The sequence below is a fragment of the Ruegeria sp. YTSC003 genome (genome assembly GCF_059609785.1).
Genome location: NZ_JBXWMK010000003.1, coordinates 444,504 through 460,870, shown reverse-complemented (window position 1 = coordinate 460,870; position 16,367 = coordinate 444,504). Strand labels below are relative to the sequence as shown.

Sequence of the window (16,367 nt, the reverse complement as noted above, 5' to 3'; positions counted from 1 at the left end):
GTTCCGGCGTAGCTCAGCGGTAGAGCAGTTGACTGTTAATCAATTGGTCGTAGGTTCGATCCCTACCGCCGGAGCCATTTCCAAAAATATCAGGCGCTTAGCCCATCAAGGCATCCTCGAAGTCCGCGCGCAGGTTGCGCTTTAGGACCTTGCCGGTCGCGTTCAATGGAAGCGCGTCCACAAAGACAACCTTGTCGGGAACCTGCCATTTGGCAATCTTGCCGTCAAAGAAGGCCAGCAACTCTTCTTCGCTGGGGTCGGAACCTTCGGCTTTGACGGCCACCAACAAGGGGCGTTCGTCCCATTTGGGATGAGGCACACCAACAACGGCTGCCGTGGCGAGCTGTGGGTGGGCGACGGCGATGTTTTCCAACTCGACCGAGCTGATCCATTCACCCCCGGATTTGATGATGTCCTTGGACCGGTCCCGGATTGTCATGTATCCGTCCGGGTCCAGCGTTGCGACATCTCCGGTCGCGAACCAGCCGCCCTGCAGCAGGTCTTCATCCTGCATCTGGAAATAGCTGTCCAACACCCAATGCCCGCGCACCAGCAGATCGCCCTGCGTGACGCCATCGTGAGGCAGATCCTTGCCGTCATCATCGACGATCTTCAACTCGACGCCATAAGGCGGTCTGCCCTGGCTTTCGCGCAGCTTGTGTTGTTCTTCAAGCGGCAGGTCAAAATGCTTGGCCAACGGATTGTTCGTTGTACCCAACGGGCTCATCTCACTCATACCCCACGCGTGAACCGTATCAACGCCATAAGTTTCGCGGAAGGTCTCAATCATCGAGGGCGGACACGCAGCACCACCAATCACGGTGCGGTTCAAGCTGGCCAGTTTGCTTCCTGATTTTTCGGCATGTGCCAGCAAGCCCTGCCAGATCGTCGGAACGCCCATTGCAAGCGTTACGCCATATTTATCGACCAAATTCACCAAGGCTTCGCCATGCAGGCCCGGCCCCGGCAGCACCATGCGCGAACCGGACATGGCGCAGGCATAGGGCGACCCCCATGCGTTGACGTGGAACATCGGAACCACTGGCATCACGACATCCATAGCTGAAAAGCCGATGACATCACGCGTATTCGATCCGAAACTGTGCAGAACTGTGGAACGATGGGAATACAAAACGCCTTTGGGATTGCCCGTCGTACCCGAGGTGTAGCAAAGGCTGGACGCCGTGTTTTCATCAAAACTGGGCCATTGGAAACCGTCATCGCCTGTTTCGATCAGGTCATCATAGAACGCGACGCCAGGGATTTGGGCAACGGCGTCTTCATTCCGTGGGCCCATCAAAACGAAATGGCGCACTTCGGTCAGGTGTTCGTGCAGGGCCGCGACCAGAGGGATGAATGTCGCATCAAAGAACAGAACCCGGTCTTTGGCGTGGTTGATAATGTAAGTCAGCTGTTCCGGGAAAAGCCGGGGGTTCACCGTGTGGCACACAAAACCCGCGCCGGAGGTGGCATAGTAGATCTCCAGATGTCGCCGGTTGTTCCAGGCCAACGTGCCAATTCGATCCTGCGGCTCCAACCCCAGCTTGGTCAGCGCTGATCCTAGTTTTCGCGCGTTTTGCGCCACTTGCTCCCATGTGGTTTCGGTGACCGATCCATCGGTTTCGACCGAGTAGATCTCGGTCTGGCCATGATAGCGTTCGGCGTGATCAATCAGCGACGAAATCAGCAAAGGCTGCGTCATCATCTGTCCCAGCATGGACATCCTCCCATTATCAGCGTCGCCTCTATTGGGCAGTGCTGTCTGCTTGCCTGATGCCACTCGCCAGCGTGCGCAAAGCAAAGTGTTCAGGGCGTTCCCTAAGAACAGACCCTGCCAATCATTTAATTGTCTGACAATAAAAGAATGCAGCCTGCCTTCACGGCAGACTGCAAAAAACCGCGTTACTAATCGCGGTGGCGCATTGCATAGGCAACCAAGGCAGCGGTCGAGCCGTCTTTGCCGGATGCGCTTTCTTCTCCGTCGACGATCGGGCCGAGAGATGTCGCAAGTTCCTTGCCCAGCTCAACGCCCCACTGGTCGAACGAGTTGATGCCCAATAGGACGCCCTCGACAAACACACGATGTTCGTAAAGCGCGATGATCTGGCCCAGAACAAACGGCGTGAGCCTTGGATACATCAACGTTGTCGAAGGACGGTTGCCCGGAAAAACGCGGTGTCGGGCTTGCCGTTCCAGCTCGTCCCCTTCCAGCCCCTTCTCCGCCATCCGTTGCCGTGCTTCGCCCAAGGATCGACCGCGCATCAGTGCCTCGGACTGCGCCAGGCAATTGGCCAGCAACAGTCGGTGATGGTGGATCAATTCCGGTTCGTGCCCCTCGGCCGCGACCATGAACTCACAGGGAATCACGTCGGTGCCTTGGTGGATCAACTGATAAAATGCATGCTGCCCATTAGTGCCCGGCTCCCCCCAGACGACGGGGCCGGAGGGAATGGTCAGAGAGTTGCCGTCCATGGCAACAGATTTGCCGTTCGATTCCATCTCAAGCTGTTGAAAATATGCGGGTAGACGCAGCAGTCTTTGATCGTACGGCAGCACGGCCCGGCTGGCATGGCCCAGAACCTGACGATGCCAAATGCCGACCAAAGCCAGCATAACGGGCATATTTTCGACCCAGTCGGCGGCGCGGAAATGTACATCCATCGCTTGACCGCCGCGCAGGAACGCATCGAAAGCGTTCGATCCGACGGCGATCATCACCGGCAGGCCCACCGGGCCCCAGACCGAGTAGCGCCCGCCGACCCAATCGGCAAAACCGAAAACGCGCTCTTGGGGAATACCAAAGGCTTGGGTTTTGTCCAACGCACTGGACACGGCGGCAAACTGCTTGCCCGGATCGCCGCCGCCATCTTCCATCCAAGCTCGCGCGGTTCGGGCATTGGTCATCGTCTCGATGGTCGTGAAAGTTTTGGAGGCAACAATCACCAGTGTCCGCGTTGGATCAAGCTGGCGCAGCGTATCGGCGATATGTGCGCCGTCCACATTCGAGACATAGTGCAGTCTTGGTCCATCATGATACGGGGACAGTGCATGCGTCGCCATCACTGGGCCCAAATCCGAACCACCGATCCCGATATTGACCACATCGGTAAAGGCGCCCCCTGCCCCGGTGACCGCGCCGCCACGCACCTCTTCTGCAAAGACGCGCATCCGTTGCAACGTGTCCAGAACATCAGGCATGACGTCCAACCCATCAACTTCGACAGGACCACCGTCCAGATTGCGCAGCGCAGTGTGCAAAACCGCGCGACCTTCGGTTTCGTTGATCTTTTCCCCGTCAAACATCGCGGCGCGGCGCGAGGCCAGACCCGCCCCATCGCACAACGCGATTAAGGCTTTTCGGACCTCATCTGTGATCTGAGTTTTGGAATAATCAAACAGCAGATCGCCGGTCGATGCAGAAAAACTCTGCGCGCGGCTCGGATCGGTTTCAAACAGGCTCAGGATGGCTTCGTCCTGAGCGTCGGATGCAAGGGTTTTGAGCGGGTCCAACTGCATCTGTGTCACTCCGCCCAATGAACCGTCATGCCGGTCAGCGTAGCGGCGATCGGGGCCTCTTCTGGTGGCAGCGACATGGCCTTGTCCAACGCGTCGCGTTTGGCGGCGCCATAGATAATCAGGTGTTTGGACAGCGCGCCGTCCAGCACCGGGCCGGTCAGCGTGATCCGCGCCTCGGGTTGGGTTTCGGTGCGCGCAACCGCAAGGATGGGCGCGTGGCTGTCCAGCGCAGCCTCAAGCCCCTGCATCCCCGGAAACAGAGATGCGGTGTGCATATCCTCACCCATCCCCAATACCAGAACCGACAATGGCAAAACCGGCGCGATCAGGTTCTCGATTTCCGGCAGGACACCGTCGGGTTCCTTACCCTCAAGATACAGTGGTACATACTGCGCAACCGAGGCTCGGTTCGTCAGCAGGCGCTGCCGGATCAGCCGTTCGTTCGAACGGTCACTGTCACCCGGAACGCAACGTTCGTCGGTAGGCAGTACCCGCACCCGATCCCATGCCAAATCAGCCGCGCAAAGACCATCGAACACCGGCCCCGGGGTCGTACCGCCCGGCACGGCCATTGAGACCGTGTCGTGATGCAGCAAGGCGGCCTCCAACTCTCCGGCCAAGGCGTTTGCGACATCAATTGCCAGCATGTCGCGATCAGCATATTCCTGAATCTTCATGGGTTTATTCCTTGCCAGCGGCGACCATCTCGTTTCATCAACAGCTCGGCGTCGCCCGGGCCTGTGCTGCCGCTTTCATATGGTTTTGGTACGTCACCGCGCGCGTGCCAGCCCGCGATGATCGGGTCGGTCCAAGCCCATGCGGCCTCAACCTCATCCCCGCGCATGAACAGGGTCTGGTTGCCCCGGATCACGTCCATCACCAGCCGTTCATATGCATCCGGGGGGTCTTGATTTCCTGACCCTAGCGCCTCGGCAAAACTCATGTCCAAGGGCACATCGACCAGACGCATACCACCCGGGCCCGGTTCCTTGATCGTCACCTTCAGCGTTATGCCTTCGTTCGGCTGCAGGCGTATCGAAAGGACATTCGCGTGGCGTCCGGCCTCTTCGCCAAAAATCGAATGCGGCGCGTCCTTGAACATCACGTTGATCACCGAAGACCGCGCCACCAGACGCTTGCCCGTGCGCAAGTAGAACGGCGTGCCCGCCCACCGCCAATTGCTGATATGCGCCCGCAGTGCCACATAACTTTCGGTGGTCGAGCGCGGATTGCCCACGGTTTCGCGGTATCCTTTCCTGCTTTCACCTCCATCGAACTGCCCTCGCACGATATGGTGTGGCTGGACCTGATCCAACGCGCGAATAACCTTGAGTTTTTCATCCCGCACAGCGTCCGGATCAAATTTTGCCGGAGGCTCCATCGCGATCAGACACAAAAGCTGCATCAGGTGATTCTGCATCATGTCGCGCATGGCACCTGCGCGCTCATAGTACTCTTCCCGCCCGTCGATACCTACGGATTCGGCCACCGTGATCTGGATGTGATCGACATATTGGCTATTCCACAGCGGTTCGAACAGCATATTGCCAAAACGAACGGCCATCAGGTTCTGGACGGTTTCCTTACCCAGATAGTGGTCGATCCGGTAAATCTGGCTTTCCCGAAAATGCTCAGCCAAGGTCGCGTTTAACGCCCGTGCGCTTTCCAGATCGTGGCCAAAGGGTTTTTCAACGACAATCCGCGTGCTTGGCGTCGCAAGATCATGCGCCTTGATCCGCTCGGCCAAAGGCCCAAACAGGCGCGGACCGACCGAGAAGTAGAACGCGCGCACCCGATCTTGGTTCAGCTTGTCAGAAAGCTGATCCCATCCTTCATTCGAGTATCCGTCCAGAGTTACATAGTCGACGCGGTCCAGAAACGCGCGGAATGCGCCCTCGTCCTGGCATTGCGCAGCCGCATGGGTTCGCAGCGATTCGGCGACCAATGCCTGAAACCCCGCGCGGTCGTGGACCGTGCGCGCCGCGCCAATGATTTGGACGCCTTCGGCCCACTGCCCTGAACAAAAGCGCCGAAACAGGGCCGGTAGAATCTTACGTTGCGCCAAGTCGCCGGTCCCGCCAAAAATGACGAGATCGAACGGATCAACTGGTATGACGCGAGAAACCATGGTTTTTCCTTATCTTGCCCCGCCGGGCATGTCCAATGTTAGCGCAATCGGTCAGCGTAAATCCCCCATCATCAAAACTCTGTCAGGTCGCACTTGCCTGACTTAACTAATCCGAGTCGAGCAGCTACATCAGAAGTAACTTCAAAGAACCGGATACCGGAATGAAAGACAACGCGCCTCAGACCGCCAATATCGGCAAGTTTAAGAACAAATTGGTGACAGCAGATGGGCAAACTCGCGCTTCCGTAGCGTTGAAAAACCCCGAGACGTTGTGGTTCAATACCGGCACTCTTTGCAACATCGAATGCGTCAATTGCTACATCGCCAGTAGTCCAACCAACGACGCGCTGGTCTATATCACCACCGACGAGGTGCGCGACTACTTGGACCAGATCGAAGAACGCGACTGGCCGGTGCGTGAGATTGGGTTCACCGGGGGCGAGCCCTTTATGAACCCCGGAATGATCGACATGACTCGTGTCGCGTTGGAACGCGGCTATGAAGTTTTGATCCTGACAAATGCAATGCTGCCGATGATGCGCCGCAAGATGCGCGAGGGTTTGCTGGATCTGAAGCGCAATTATGGAAACAAGCTGACACTTCGAGTTTCCGTGGACCACTATCGCCCCGAACTGCATGACGAGGAACGCGGAAAAGGCAGCTTTGACAAGACGATCACTGGAATGGAGTGGTTGCGCGACAACGGGTTCAATATCGCTATCGCAGGCCGCACGGTCTGGGGTGACAGCGACGCCGGCAGCCGCGCCGGGTATGAGGCGTTTTTCAAGCGGCACAGCTTTGACATCGACGCACAGAATCCCGGCCAAACCGTTTTGTTCCCAGAGATGGACGAAACCGTCGAAGTCCCCGAAATCACAACCGCTTGCTGGGGCATTCTGGATAAAGCACCCGAGGCTGTAATGTGTTCGAATGCCCGCATGGTGGTTAAACGCAAAGGCGCAGAACAACCTGCCGTTCTGGCCTGTACCCTACTGCCGTACGAGCCTGAGTTTGAAATGGGCACCACACTGGCCGAGGCCGAGGCCGACGTGCACCTCAACCACCCACACTGCGCAAAATTTTGCGTTCTGGGCGGCGCCAGCTGCTCGGGCTGATCAGTTTAGCTCGGGCGATTTCCAGTATTTTGTGCCTGACGCCCCAGCCGAAACGCGCCAGCCCTTTTTGCTGAGCACAAAAAACGACCGCCCATCTGTGAACCTGAGCGTCTCATCGGTGCGCTCATCTCCATACATTGCGCCGGATTCCGCAGTCGCGTCGTAACCTTGCGTGATAAAACTGTCCAAATCTGCTTGGGTTTCAAACAGGATCACGAATTTGGTCTCGAACCCGCCGATACCGATCGCCGCGCCCACGCCGCCGGTTCCCATATTCATATAGGTGTGCTGACCAGTCTCTTTGTTCACGGCAACACCGCGCCCGTACCCTGCGGACACCGGGAACACCGTCACTTTGCGGGAATCGAACGCAGCATATCCCGCACTGACATCATATAGCGCTTGTGCTTCGGGGTTTTCGGCAAGCAACTGCGCCAACACATCGACGGCCATGACATCCAGCTTCGCGCGGGTCTCTTCGGGCGTCGCCTCGTTTGACAGCAAATCAGAGGTGGACGTGATAGTTTCATCAACCGCGTTCGCCCCTTTTTCGAGTGTCTGCCCGACGGTTTCTGCCCCGCGTCCGACAGCATTAGCCGTATTTTCAGCGCCCTTCTTGATTTTATCAAGGACACCTTCGGCCAACACAGGCCCGGCTAGGCAGATGGCAACTGCAATCAAAAAAACTCTGGGCATTCCGTGTTTCCGCTTGTGGCCAATGACTTCGCCGCCACGATACCGGATGCACCGGAAATGTATATGGGTTTGGGCCTGATGCGCCCGGGCGTCAATTCACTCGGAATTCGCCTACCACGTTGCGCCATTCCCCGGGCGCGATCATTTTTCGATGTGTAAACCGCACGGAATGCAGCGGTCCTTCGATCTCTCGCTGCCAGAATTCAATAAAATCGAATAGTTTGGGATGATCCGGCGCAAGGTCGTATTCCTGCCAGATAAATGTATTTAGCACGTGAATATAGTCGGGCATGTGATAAAAAAATTCGGCCGTCGTCAGCCCATACCCCTTGAGCATCAGTTCTGTTTCGCTTTGCTCCATGCAGATCTCCAAAATTGTTGCAAGGTCTCTTCAGCATAACACAGAAACCACCTAACCCTTGGTTAACAATATGTTACCCCAGTGTTACGGGTGTTTTTTGCACAGAATGCGCTGCTTGCTTGCACCTTATGTGCCGGGTCTGATAAGGTACATCCACAAGATATAGACCCAGCACAATAAACGGGCAGGTTACGTGAGCGATACGCCAGAAACCCCAGAAAACATGGATGAAACACCGCCCCAGCGTCCCGTATATGACGGCCCGACGGTATCCATCGAATCCGAGATGCGCACGTCCTATCTGGACTATGCGATGTCGGTCATCGTGTCCCGCGCGATCCCCGATCTGCGCGATGGCCTGAAACCGGTGCACCGGCGCATCCTCTATGCCATGCACGAGACGGGCAATACCCACGACAAGTCATACCGCAAATCGGCCCGTCCGGTTGGCGATGTCATGGGTAAGTACCACCCACATGGTGACAGCGCGATCTATGACGCGCTGGTGCGGATGGCGCAGGATTTCTCGATGTCGCTGCCGCTGCTGGATGGTCAGGGCAACTTTGGCTCGATGGACGGTGATAACCCGGCGGCCATGCGTTACACCGAAGTACGCATGGACAAGCCTGCCGCGTCCCTGCTGGCCGATATCGAAAAAGAGACGGTCGATTTTCAGGACAACTATGACGGCAAGGACCGCGAACCGACGGTTCTGCCCGCCCGTTTCCCGAACATGCTGGTCAACGGTGCCGGTGGTATCGCCGTCGGTATGGCAACCAACATCCCGCCGCATAACCTTGGCGAAGTCATCGACGCAACGCTGGCGCTGATCGATGAACCGGATCTGACATCCGAACAGCTGATCGAATATATCCCCGGCCCTGATTTCCCAACCGGTGGTGTGATGTTGGGCCGATCCGGCGCGCGCAAAGCCTATCTGGAAGGGCGCGGCAGCGTCATTATCCGCTCCAAGACCCGCGTCGAGGAAATCCGCAAGGACCGCTATGCCATCGTCGTGGACGAGATCCCCTATCAGGTAAACAAGGCCTCGATGATCGAAAAGATCGCCGAAGCCGTTCGCGAAAAACGCATCGAAGGCGTCAGCCACGTTCAGGACGAATCCGACCGCAATGGGGTGCGTGTCGTGGTCGAACTCAAACGTGATGCGACGCCGGAAGTTGTTTTGAACCAGCTTTTCCGTTTCTCGCCGATGCAGACCTCGTTTGGTTGCAACATGCTGGCGCTGAATGGTGGCCGGCCCGAGCAGTTGACCCTGCGCCGGTTCCTGACCTCTTTCATCGACTTCCGTGAAGATGTCGTCGCCCGCCGCACTGCGTACGACCTGCGCAAGGCCCGCGAACGCAGCCACATCCTGTGTGGTCTGGCGGTGGCTGTGTCGAACGTGGATGAGGTGGTCGCCACAATCCGGTCATCCGCTGACGCCGCGCAAGCGCGTGAAAAGCTGATGACCCGTCGCTGGCCCGCGGCTGAGATCGAAAGTTATCTGCGCCTGATCGACGATCCTCTGTCCAAGATGAATGACGACGGCACCTATAACCTGACCGAAGTTCAGGCCCGCGCCATCCTTGACCTACGTCTGCAGCGACTGACTCAGATCGGTGTCAAAGAGGTCACGGACGAGCTGGAAGAACTGGCAGGTAAGATCCAGGAATACCTCGATATTCTGTCCTCGCGAGAGCGCATCATGTCGATCATCGGAGATGAGCTGCGCAGCGTTCGTGAACAGTTTGCCGTGCCCCGTCGCACCGAGATCGTTGATTGGTCCGGCGACATGGAAGACGAGGATCTGATCGAACGTGAGGATATGGTCGTGACCGTCACGTCGGGCGGATACATCAAGCGTACTCCGCTGGCCGATTTCCGCGCGCAAAAGCGGGGCGGCAAGGGCCTGTCGGGGATGCAGACCAAGGAAGAGGATGTTGTCACTAACCTCTTCGTTGCCAATACCCACACGCAGCTGCTGTTCTTCACGACGGATGGCATGGTCTACAAACTCAAGACCTGGCGTCTGCCGCAATCGGGGCGCACTGGTAAGGGCAAGGCAATCGTCAACATCTTACCGATCCCGACCGGTGTTTCCATCGCCGCGATCATGCCGGTGGATGTACCCGATGAAGAATGGGAGAACCTTCAAATCATCTTCGCCACCAGCGCGGGCGACGTGCGTCGTAACCGCTTGTCAGACTTCACCAATGTCCGACGCAACGGCAAGATCGCAATGAAACTGCCCGAAGATGTTGAGCTGGTGAACGCCCGTATCTGCTCGGAAGATGAAGATGTGATGCTGGTCACCAATTCGGGTCGTGCAATCCGCTTCCGCACCACCGATGTACGAGTGTTCAACTCGCGCGAATCCACCGGTGTGCGCGGTATCAGGCTGTCCAATGGAGACCGCGTGGTTTCGATGTCGGTGATCCGCCATTTCGAAGCGACCCCCGAAGATCGTGTGGCTTACCTCAAAATGCGCCGTGCGGTTGCAGGGCTTACCGAAGATGACGCTGGTGACGAAGAGGAAGCCGCGGCAAGCAGTGATTTCAACCAGGAAAAGTATGCCGAGATGTCGGCAGCCGAAAACCTGATCCTGACAATCACAGCAGGCGGCGCGGGCAAGCTGAGCTCTAGCCACGACTACCCAGTCCGCGGACGCGGCGGGATGGGTGTGGCCGCCATGGACAAGGCGATGCGTGGTGGCGAACTCGTCGCCTCGTTCCCGGTCGATATGGAAGATCAAATCATGCTGGCGACGTCCAAAGGCCAATCGATCCGGGTGCCGGTTGATGGGATTTCGTTCCGCTCCCGCTCGGCCGGTGGCGTGAAGGTCTTCAACACCGGCAAAGGCGAAGTGGTCGTCAGTGTTGCCTGGATCGCCGATCAAGGCGACGAGGACGAAGCGGAAGAGTAACCGACAGGTCCATAACATTATTCAGGCGCTACACTTTCGGGTGTGGCGCCTTTTTATTTATCAAAAGGTCTTCGACCGCCCAAAGGCGATCCTGTCCCCAGACACTTTCCCCGGCGACACGGAAACTTGGGACACCCCATAGCCCGATCTCTTGCAGGCGGTCCTGATTGACCGCTACCCGATCTCTCCAATGATCCGAGCTAACGTGCGGTTTCGCACTCTGCCAATCCAACCCCGCGTTTTCGACGATAATCCGAAGCCCACGATCGGTTGCAGCATTTAGACCCTTTGACCAGACGCCGCGCAGGAAGGCGGAACAGAACTCAGGCAGTTTTTCCTGCGCTTCGGCATAATCCAGTAAGGCATAGCCACGCTCGACTCCTTTGCCCAAAGGATCACAGATACGCCCAAACGGGATCCCCAACCGCCGCGCTTCGCGCACGCAATCATAAAGGATGTAGGAGGACTTGGGTGGAGGGACGGGTAAGCCTCGCATCAACATTGGCAAAACCGGCCTCAGAACCAGCCGTGCGTTGTAATGGCGTGCCAAGTCGACGGCCCGGTCAAATGCCAGATACGAATAAGGGCTGCGGAAAGAAAAGAAGAACTCAATCTCCTGATCTTTAGACTTCTCTTGGTCCAGTTGCACTGAAGGCAAAGGCACTATCGGTGACGATCCGCTTCCCAGACCCACGTGCAGCAACCGATTTTCGAGGTAATGAAGACGATCAACGCCCCAATACCATTCACCATCGTTGTGAAACGTTCCGCCGAGATAGTGACCCAAAGCTGAAAGTTGCTGGTCACCATCCTCGATCAGCGCAGCCGGTAAGGGGTGATCAGACGACGAAAAGCCCTTTCCCGACCAAAGATCTTCGCTGATACCTCGGACATTTTTAACAAAGCTCTCATTCGTCAGTTCGGCTGCCATCTGTTTTTCCGCAATTGCAATGAAAGCCTCGTCAGGAACTGCGCCTTCAGGAGGGCTGAGACCAAGCTTTCGGGCCAGCCTTGCCGCATCTTTGATAGCATTTTGCCGATGTGCTGCCGGGTCCGGCAAAGCCTCGGCCGGAGGGCCCGAAATCAGATGTGGGCGTAGCTCGATATCATAGGTGTCTCGAAACTGCTGTAAGACCTGTGCGGTGAGGTGACAGTATGGGTCGGAAACATCATGGAAATATTGGACAACGCGCGGCCGGTTCAGCACCTGATGCTTTGCCTCCAACACGCGCCTACGCGCCACCAGGCGCGTGTTGCTGGTCAGAATTGACGCTAAGTGTGGTTTGACATGTGTTGCAAAGAACAAGGTGGTTCCTTTGGTAAAACCGTTCGAACCACCCTACCCTCATTCAGGTCAAAACCAATGCACCTACACGGCAACTTGACGAAACGTTTTCTGACCTCAGAGCCCGTATAACCCGCCAAATTTCTGTTCCAGATACCCGAGTAACGGGTCAGGTCCGGGTTCCATACCGCTTGCACGCTGAATGGTCTCGCGTGGAGCGTAAAGCCCGCCATGTTGCTGCACATTCTCGTGCAGCCAATCGGTTGCGCCTGACGTGTCACCTGCTGCCAGTTGCGCATCCAGTTCCGGCACAGCGTTCCGCAACGCTTGGTAAAGGCATCCTGCATAGACATTGCCCAGCGAATAGGTTGGGAAATAACCAAACAGACCCACTGACCAGTGCACATCCTGCAGACATCCGTTCGAAGGTTTGTCGACCGCATATCCGAAATCCGCCTTGAAACGGTCGTTCCACGCGGCCTCAAGATCATCCACTTGGAGGTCACCGGCCATCAGCGCGCGTTCCAGATCAAAGCGCAGCATGATGTGGAGGTTGTATTGCACCTCATCCGCCTCGGTGCGGATATAACCGTTGTGAACACCGTTGACCGTTGCATAGAACGTATCCGCGTCGGTGATGCCAAAATCGCCAAACGCGTCTTTCATTTGGCCAAACAGCCAACCGGTAAAGGCTCGGGATCGGCCCAGTTGGTTCTCGTAAATCCGGCTTTGGCTTTCATGCACACCCATCGACACACCCCGCCCCAAAGGCGTCAGGGCGTAGGCTGGATCAATCCCTTGTTCATAGGCGGCATGGCCGACCTCGTGAATCGTCGAATAGAAACAATTGAACGGATCGGTTTCACTTGTCCGGGTGGTGATCCGAACATCCGAGCCACTGCCCGAGCTGAACGGGTGAACAGCCTTGTCGATGCGGCCTGTATTCAGGTCATACCCGAAAGTGGTTGCCAGTTTTTCCGACAATTGCATCTGTTTCAGCTCATCGAAACTCCCCGTCAAAGCCTGAGGCGCAGATTTTTCCAGAACAGCGGCGCGCAGTGCTACCAGACGCGGGCGCATCTGGTCAAAGATTTCGGCGATTTGCGATCCGGTTGTGTAAGGCTCATAATCCTCGACCATCGCGTCGTAGATATTGCCACCCTGCGCCAGTGCAGCGCCTTCTTCACGCTTTAGCGCCACGACCTCATCCAGAACGGGCAAGAAAGCGGCGACATCTTCGTCTGCGCGGGCCTGCGCCCAGGTTCCCTGTGCTGCTGACGTCACGCGCGCAATGGCCGTTGCCAAATCGGCAGGCACCTTGACCGTCCGTTCATAGGACCGGCGGATTTCGCGCAATTGCGCCTGACCGACCTGGTCCTGAGGGTCGGCTTGTTCCAGCCATTCAGCCACACGGGAATCGGATCGGCGCGCGTGCAAAACCGCTTCAATCGCTGCCATTTCCTCGGCCCGCTGCGACGCGGCCCCCCGGGGCATCACCGTTTCCTGATCCCAGCCCAAACGCCCGGCAATTTCGCCAAGAGCTGAGGTTTCGCGCTGAAATGCCGTCAAATCGTCATATGCACTCATGGAATTCAGGCTCCGCGCAAAGAGGTTGCTATTGGGTAAGCGGTCAGGAACCGCGCCCGCAGGATAAGGGTCCAGACGACGACGGCCATGAACTGGTGGAAGATGGCGATCTGCCACGGGGCTGCGTAGATCACGGTCGCGATCCCAATCACCACCTGTAGCGAAAGCGCTGCGAAGGCCGCGTTGAAGGCAAAGCGAGTTTGCGGATGTGCACTAGTGCTGCCGCGCCGCCAGACGACGATGCCGAAGATGAACAGCAGATAGCCCGCGCAACGGTGGATGAACTGGACCAAACCCGGGCTTTCAAAGAAATTGCGCCACATCGGTTCGAGCATCGTCATGTCAGGCGGCAGAAGCTGACCACCGATCAGCGGCCAATCGGTATAAGACCGCCCGGCGTCGATCCCGGCGACAAGCGCACCAATGAGTATTTGCAAAAAGGCGAAATGCATCAACCCGGTGGATAGCGAGAACAATTTCGCCTCTTTGGCGCGTCGGGCCTGCATCAGGTCACGTTCGTCGCGGCCCAGCTCAAAGATGTACCATGCAAGGAAGCCGAGAATTACAAAAGCCAGCCCCAGATGAATCGCCAGACGATAGCTGGCCACAGCAATCATCCCCTCGCCCTGTGTCACGCCCGAGGCGACCATCCACCAACCGACTGCACCCTGAACACCGCCCAAAAGGCCCGGAATCAACAACTTACCGGTCCAGCCGGTTGGTATTTTCCGCGCGATAAGGAAGCCAAAGAAGCCAAGAGCCCAGACCAGCCCAATCACGCGCCCTAGCTGACGATGGCCCCATTCCCACCAGTAGATGGATTTGAAGTCACCCAGCTCCATCCATTGGTTCTGAATGCGCCACTGGTCGATTTGCTTGTATTTGTCGAACTCGGCTTGCCAGTCCGCCTCATTCATCGGCGGGATGGCCCCGGTAATCGGCCGCCACTCGGTGATCGACAACCCGCTGTCAGTCAGGCGGGTCAGCCCGCCCACAGCGATCATGACGACCACCAGCGCAAACAGGATCATCAGCCAGGCGCGAATGGCCTTGCGCGCACCCCCGCGGCCACGATCGATCATACCCGGTTGAACGGCTTGTTGTTTTTCAGTGTCTGAGACGTCTTCGAAGATGCTGCGCTTACCGCTCATGCTGTCCTCTTGTGCCTTGGATTTTGTCGCAAGCTAGGGTGAAGCGGAACATAGGTCCAGCCTCAGCCATTGTCTTTCCAGCGGACCATCTGACGCATGATCCCGTGCAACATCTGCACATCGGACCGGGTCATCCGCATACGGGACCACAGATTACGCAGATTGGTCTTCATGCCTTCGGCCTTTTCCGGTGGGTAGAAGAAGCCCGCTTCTTCCAGCCGGTCTTCATAGTGTTCGACCAGTTTCTCGACCTCGATACCCGTGGCCCAGTCGCCCTTGCCCAGATCGGTGGCCTCATGAACCACATCGCCGGTTTGGCGCATCCACTCATAGGCGGTCAGCAACACGCACTGCCCAAGGTTTAGCGAGGCGTATTCCGGGTTTACCGGAACCGAGATGATCGCGTTTGCCTTAGCGATGTCTTCGTTTTCGAGCCCTGCGCGTTCCGGGCCAAACAGAACACAGACCTTTTCACCAGCAGCAACCTTTTCGGCAGCCAATTGCATTGCGCGTTCCGGGCTGTAGACCGGCTTTGTCAATCCACGCTGCCGCGCCGTCGTCGCAAAAACAAAAGTGCTGTCGGATAGCGCACCGGCCAGATCGTCATACAGCTGCGCCTCATCCAACAGACGCCCGGCGCCGCTGGACATCGCCACAGCCTTGGGGTTCGGCCATCCGTCCCGAGGTGCTACGATCCGCATCCGATCCAGCCCGAAATTCCACATCGCCCGCGCGGCGGCACCGATGTTTTCACCCATCTGCGGGCGCACAAGCACGAATGAGGGCTGAGATTTATCGCTAGGCATGGCTGTCTCCGAAAGTTCCGCCTGCTCTAATCTGCGCGCACAGGCAGGGCAAGCCATCCGCGCCTTCATTTGGGCCGGAAACCAGCATAAAAGTTTGCTTCCCCGCCGCAATCCGCTAAACCGCGCAAAAGACTGAAAGCGAAGGACGCGCCAATGGACACCCCCGAGCAGCCGCAGATTTACCTGATTACGCCACCGACCATCGAACTGAGCACCTTTACGAACCGTTTGGCCAGCGTGTTGGACGGGGCAGAGATCGCTTGTATCCGATTGGCGCTGGCTGGTGGAGATGAAGACACGATCGCCCGCGCGGCGGATGCCTGCCGTGAGGTTGCGCATGCGCGCGATGTGGCGCTGGTGATCTCGAACCATGTTCTGCTGGCGCAGCGGTTGGGGCTGGACGGGGTGCATCTGGATGACGCCGCGCGCTCGGTCCGGTTTGCACGAAAGGAATTGGGCGCGGAAGCCATCGTTGGCAGCTTTTGCGGTGCGTCCAGCCATGACGGCATGTCTGCTGGCGAGGCCGGTGCGGACTATGTCGCCTTTGGACCAGTGGGCGCGTCAACGCTGGGTGATGGCACAATCGCCGAAATGGATCTGTTCCAGTGGTGGTCTGAGACGATCGAAGTTCCAGTCGTTGCCGAGGGTGGCCTGAATCCCGACTTGGTTCGCGATCTGGCCCCCTGCACCGATTTCTTCGGAATTGGGGACGAGATTTGGTCACAGGATGACCCTCTGGCCGCGCTGAAGGATCTGACTGACGCGATGCGCTGATCGGTGCGAGCGTTAACGCTTGCAC

General features: G+C 57.5%; 13 protein-coding genes and 1 tRNA gene. 4 read left to right on the top strand and 10 right to left on the bottom strand.

Going from position 1 to position 16,367, the window contains the following annotated elements:
• The first annotated feature begins 2 nt into the window (after window positions 1–2).
• Window positions 3–77, top strand: a tRNA-Asn gene (locus tag AC2FFH_RS09285).
• A 20-nt stretch (window positions 78–97) separates the two neighbouring features.
• Here the strand turns inward: AC2FFH_RS09285 and AC2FFH_RS09280 are convergent.
• From AC2FFH_RS09280 to zwf, 4 genes are all read right to left on the bottom strand, one after another.
• A complete protein-coding gene (locus AC2FFH_RS09280) occupies window positions 98–1,717 on the bottom strand; it encodes a long-chain-fatty-acid--CoA ligase (protein ID WP_496844252.1) in 1,620 nt (539 codons plus the stop codon).
• A gap of 188 nt (window positions 1,718–1,905) precedes the next feature.
• On the bottom strand, window positions 1,906–3,516 hold the full coding sequence (pgi, locus tag AC2FFH_RS09275; protein WP_496844251.1) for a glucose-6-phosphate isomerase: 1,611 nt from the start codon (window positions 3,514–3,516) through the stop codon (window positions 1,906–1,908).
• Between the two features lie 5 nt (window positions 3,517–3,521).
• On the bottom strand, window positions 3,522–4,193 hold the full coding sequence (gene pgl, locus AC2FFH_RS09270) for a 6-phosphogluconolactonase (protein WP_496764657.1): 672 nt from the start codon (window positions 4,191–4,193) through the stop codon (window positions 3,522–3,524).
• Window positions 4,190–5,644, bottom strand: coding sequence for a glucose-6-phosphate dehydrogenase (zwf, locus tag AC2FFH_RS09265; protein ID WP_496764655.1), 1,455 nt, complete (start codon window positions 5,642–5,644; stop codon window positions 4,190–4,192). Before zwf ends, pgl begins: the two co-directional genes overlap by 4 nt.
• A gap of 161 nt (window positions 5,645–5,805) precedes the next feature.
• Between zwf and AC2FFH_RS09260 the strand changes: the two genes are divergently transcribed.
• Window positions 5,806–6,759 carry a radical SAM protein gene (locus tag AC2FFH_RS09260; RefSeq protein WP_496844250.1) on the top strand — a complete coding sequence of 318 codons (954 nt, stop codon included), beginning with the start codon at window positions 5,806–5,808 and terminating at the stop codon, window positions 6,757–6,759.
• Here the strand turns inward: AC2FFH_RS09260 and AC2FFH_RS09255 are convergent, their stop codons facing one another.
• Together AC2FFH_RS09255 and AC2FFH_RS09250 are read right to left on the bottom strand one after the other, a co-directional pair.
• Window positions 6,760–7,455 (bottom strand): lipid-binding SYLF domain-containing protein, encoded by a 696-nt coding sequence (locus AC2FFH_RS09255; RefSeq protein ID WP_496764649.1) that lies wholly within the window; start codon window positions 7,453–7,455, stop codon window positions 6,760–6,762.
• Window positions 7,456–7,546: 91 nt separating this feature from the next.
• Window positions 7,547–7,816 (bottom strand): usg protein, encoded by a 270-nt coding sequence (locus AC2FFH_RS09250; RefSeq protein WP_058271768.1) that lies wholly within the window; start codon window positions 7,814–7,816, stop codon window positions 7,547–7,549.
• 193 nt (window positions 7,817–8,009) lie between these two features.
• On the opposite strand from AC2FFH_RS09250, the gene gyrA reads away from it, so the two are divergent.
• Window positions 8,010–10,739 carry a DNA gyrase subunit A gene (gene gyrA / locus AC2FFH_RS09245; protein ID WP_496705394.1) on the top strand — a complete coding sequence of 910 codons (2,730 nt, stop codon included), beginning with the start codon at window positions 8,010–8,012 and terminating at the stop codon, window positions 10,737–10,739.
• Window positions 10,740–10,767: 28 nt separating this feature from the next.
• On the opposite strand, the gene AC2FFH_RS09240 is transcribed toward gyrA, so the two are convergent.
• The 4 genes from AC2FFH_RS09240 to AC2FFH_RS09225 all read right to left on the bottom strand — a co-directional run bounded on the left by AC2FFH_RS09240 (window position 10,768) and on the right by AC2FFH_RS09225 (window position 15,568).
• Window positions 10,768–11,967 carry a DsbA family protein gene (locus AC2FFH_RS09240; protein ID WP_496844249.1) on the bottom strand — a complete coding sequence of 400 codons (1,200 nt, stop codon included), beginning with the start codon at window positions 11,965–11,967 and terminating at the stop codon, window positions 10,768–10,770.
• Window positions 11,968–12,141: 174 nt separating this feature from the next.
• Window positions 12,142–13,611: a carboxypeptidase M32 gene (locus AC2FFH_RS09235; RefSeq protein WP_496764643.1), complete on the bottom strand. Its 1,470-nt coding sequence runs from the start codon at window positions 13,609–13,611 to the stop codon at window positions 12,142–12,144.
• A 5-nt stretch (window positions 13,612–13,616) separates the two neighbouring features.
• Window positions 13,617–14,762 carry a heme A synthase gene (gene ctaA / locus AC2FFH_RS09230; protein ID WP_058271772.1) on the bottom strand — a complete coding sequence of 382 codons (1,146 nt, stop codon included), beginning with the start codon at window positions 14,760–14,762 and terminating at the stop codon, window positions 13,617–13,619.
• A 62-nt stretch (window positions 14,763–14,824) separates the two neighbouring features.
• Entirely contained in the window at window positions 14,825–15,568 is a 744-nt protein-coding gene (locus AC2FFH_RS09225; RefSeq protein ID WP_496844248.1) for an RNA methyltransferase, read from the bottom strand.
• A gap of 153 nt (window positions 15,569–15,721) precedes the next feature.
• Between AC2FFH_RS09225 and AC2FFH_RS09220 the strand changes: the two genes are divergently transcribed.
• A complete protein-coding gene (locus AC2FFH_RS09220; protein ID WP_496844246.1) occupies window positions 15,722–16,342 on the top strand; it encodes a thiamine phosphate synthase in 621 nt (206 codons plus the stop codon).
• Window positions 16,343–16,367 lie beyond the last annotated feature (25 nt).

Coding starts and splice junctions, on each gene's coding strand:
- AC2FFH_RS09280 (WP_496844252.1), bottom strand. CDS start 1,717: ATGCTGGGACAGATGATGACGCAGCCTTTGCTGATTTCGTCGCTGATT.
- pgi (WP_496844251.1), bottom strand. CDS start 3,516: ATGCAGTTGGACCCGCTCAAAACCCTTGCATCCGACGCTCAGGACGAA.
- pgl (WP_496764657.1), bottom strand. CDS start 4,193: ATGAAGATTCAGGAATATGCTGATCGCGACATGCTGGCAATTGATGTC.
- zwf (WP_496764655.1), bottom strand. CDS start 5,644: ATGGTTTCTCGCGTCATACCAGTTGATCCGTTCGATCTCGTCATTTTT.
- AC2FFH_RS09260 (WP_496844250.1), top strand. CDS start 5,806: ATGAAAGACAACGCGCCTCAGACCGCCAATATCGGCAAGTTTAAGAAC.
- AC2FFH_RS09255 (WP_496764649.1), bottom strand. CDS start 7,455: ATGCCCAGAGTTTTTTTGATTGCAGTTGCCATCTGCCTAGCCGGGCCT.
- AC2FFH_RS09250 (WP_058271768.1), bottom strand. CDS start 7,816: ATGGAGCAAAGCGAAACAGAACTGATGCTCAAGGGGTATGGGCTGACG.
- AC2FFH_RS09235 (WP_496764643.1), bottom strand. CDS start 13,611: ATGAGTGCATATGACGATTTGACGGCATTTCAGCGCGAAACCTCAGCT.
- ctaA (WP_058271772.1), bottom strand. CDS start 14,762: ATGAGCGGTAAGCGCAGCATCTTCGAAGACGTCTCAGACACTGAAAAA.
- AC2FFH_RS09225 (WP_496844248.1), bottom strand. CDS start 15,568: ATGCCTAGCGATAAATCTCAGCCCTCATTCGTGCTTGTGCGCCCGCAG.
- AC2FFH_RS09220 (WP_496844246.1), top strand. CDS start 15,722: ATGGACACCCCCGAGCAGCCGCAGATTTACCTGATTACGCCACCGACC.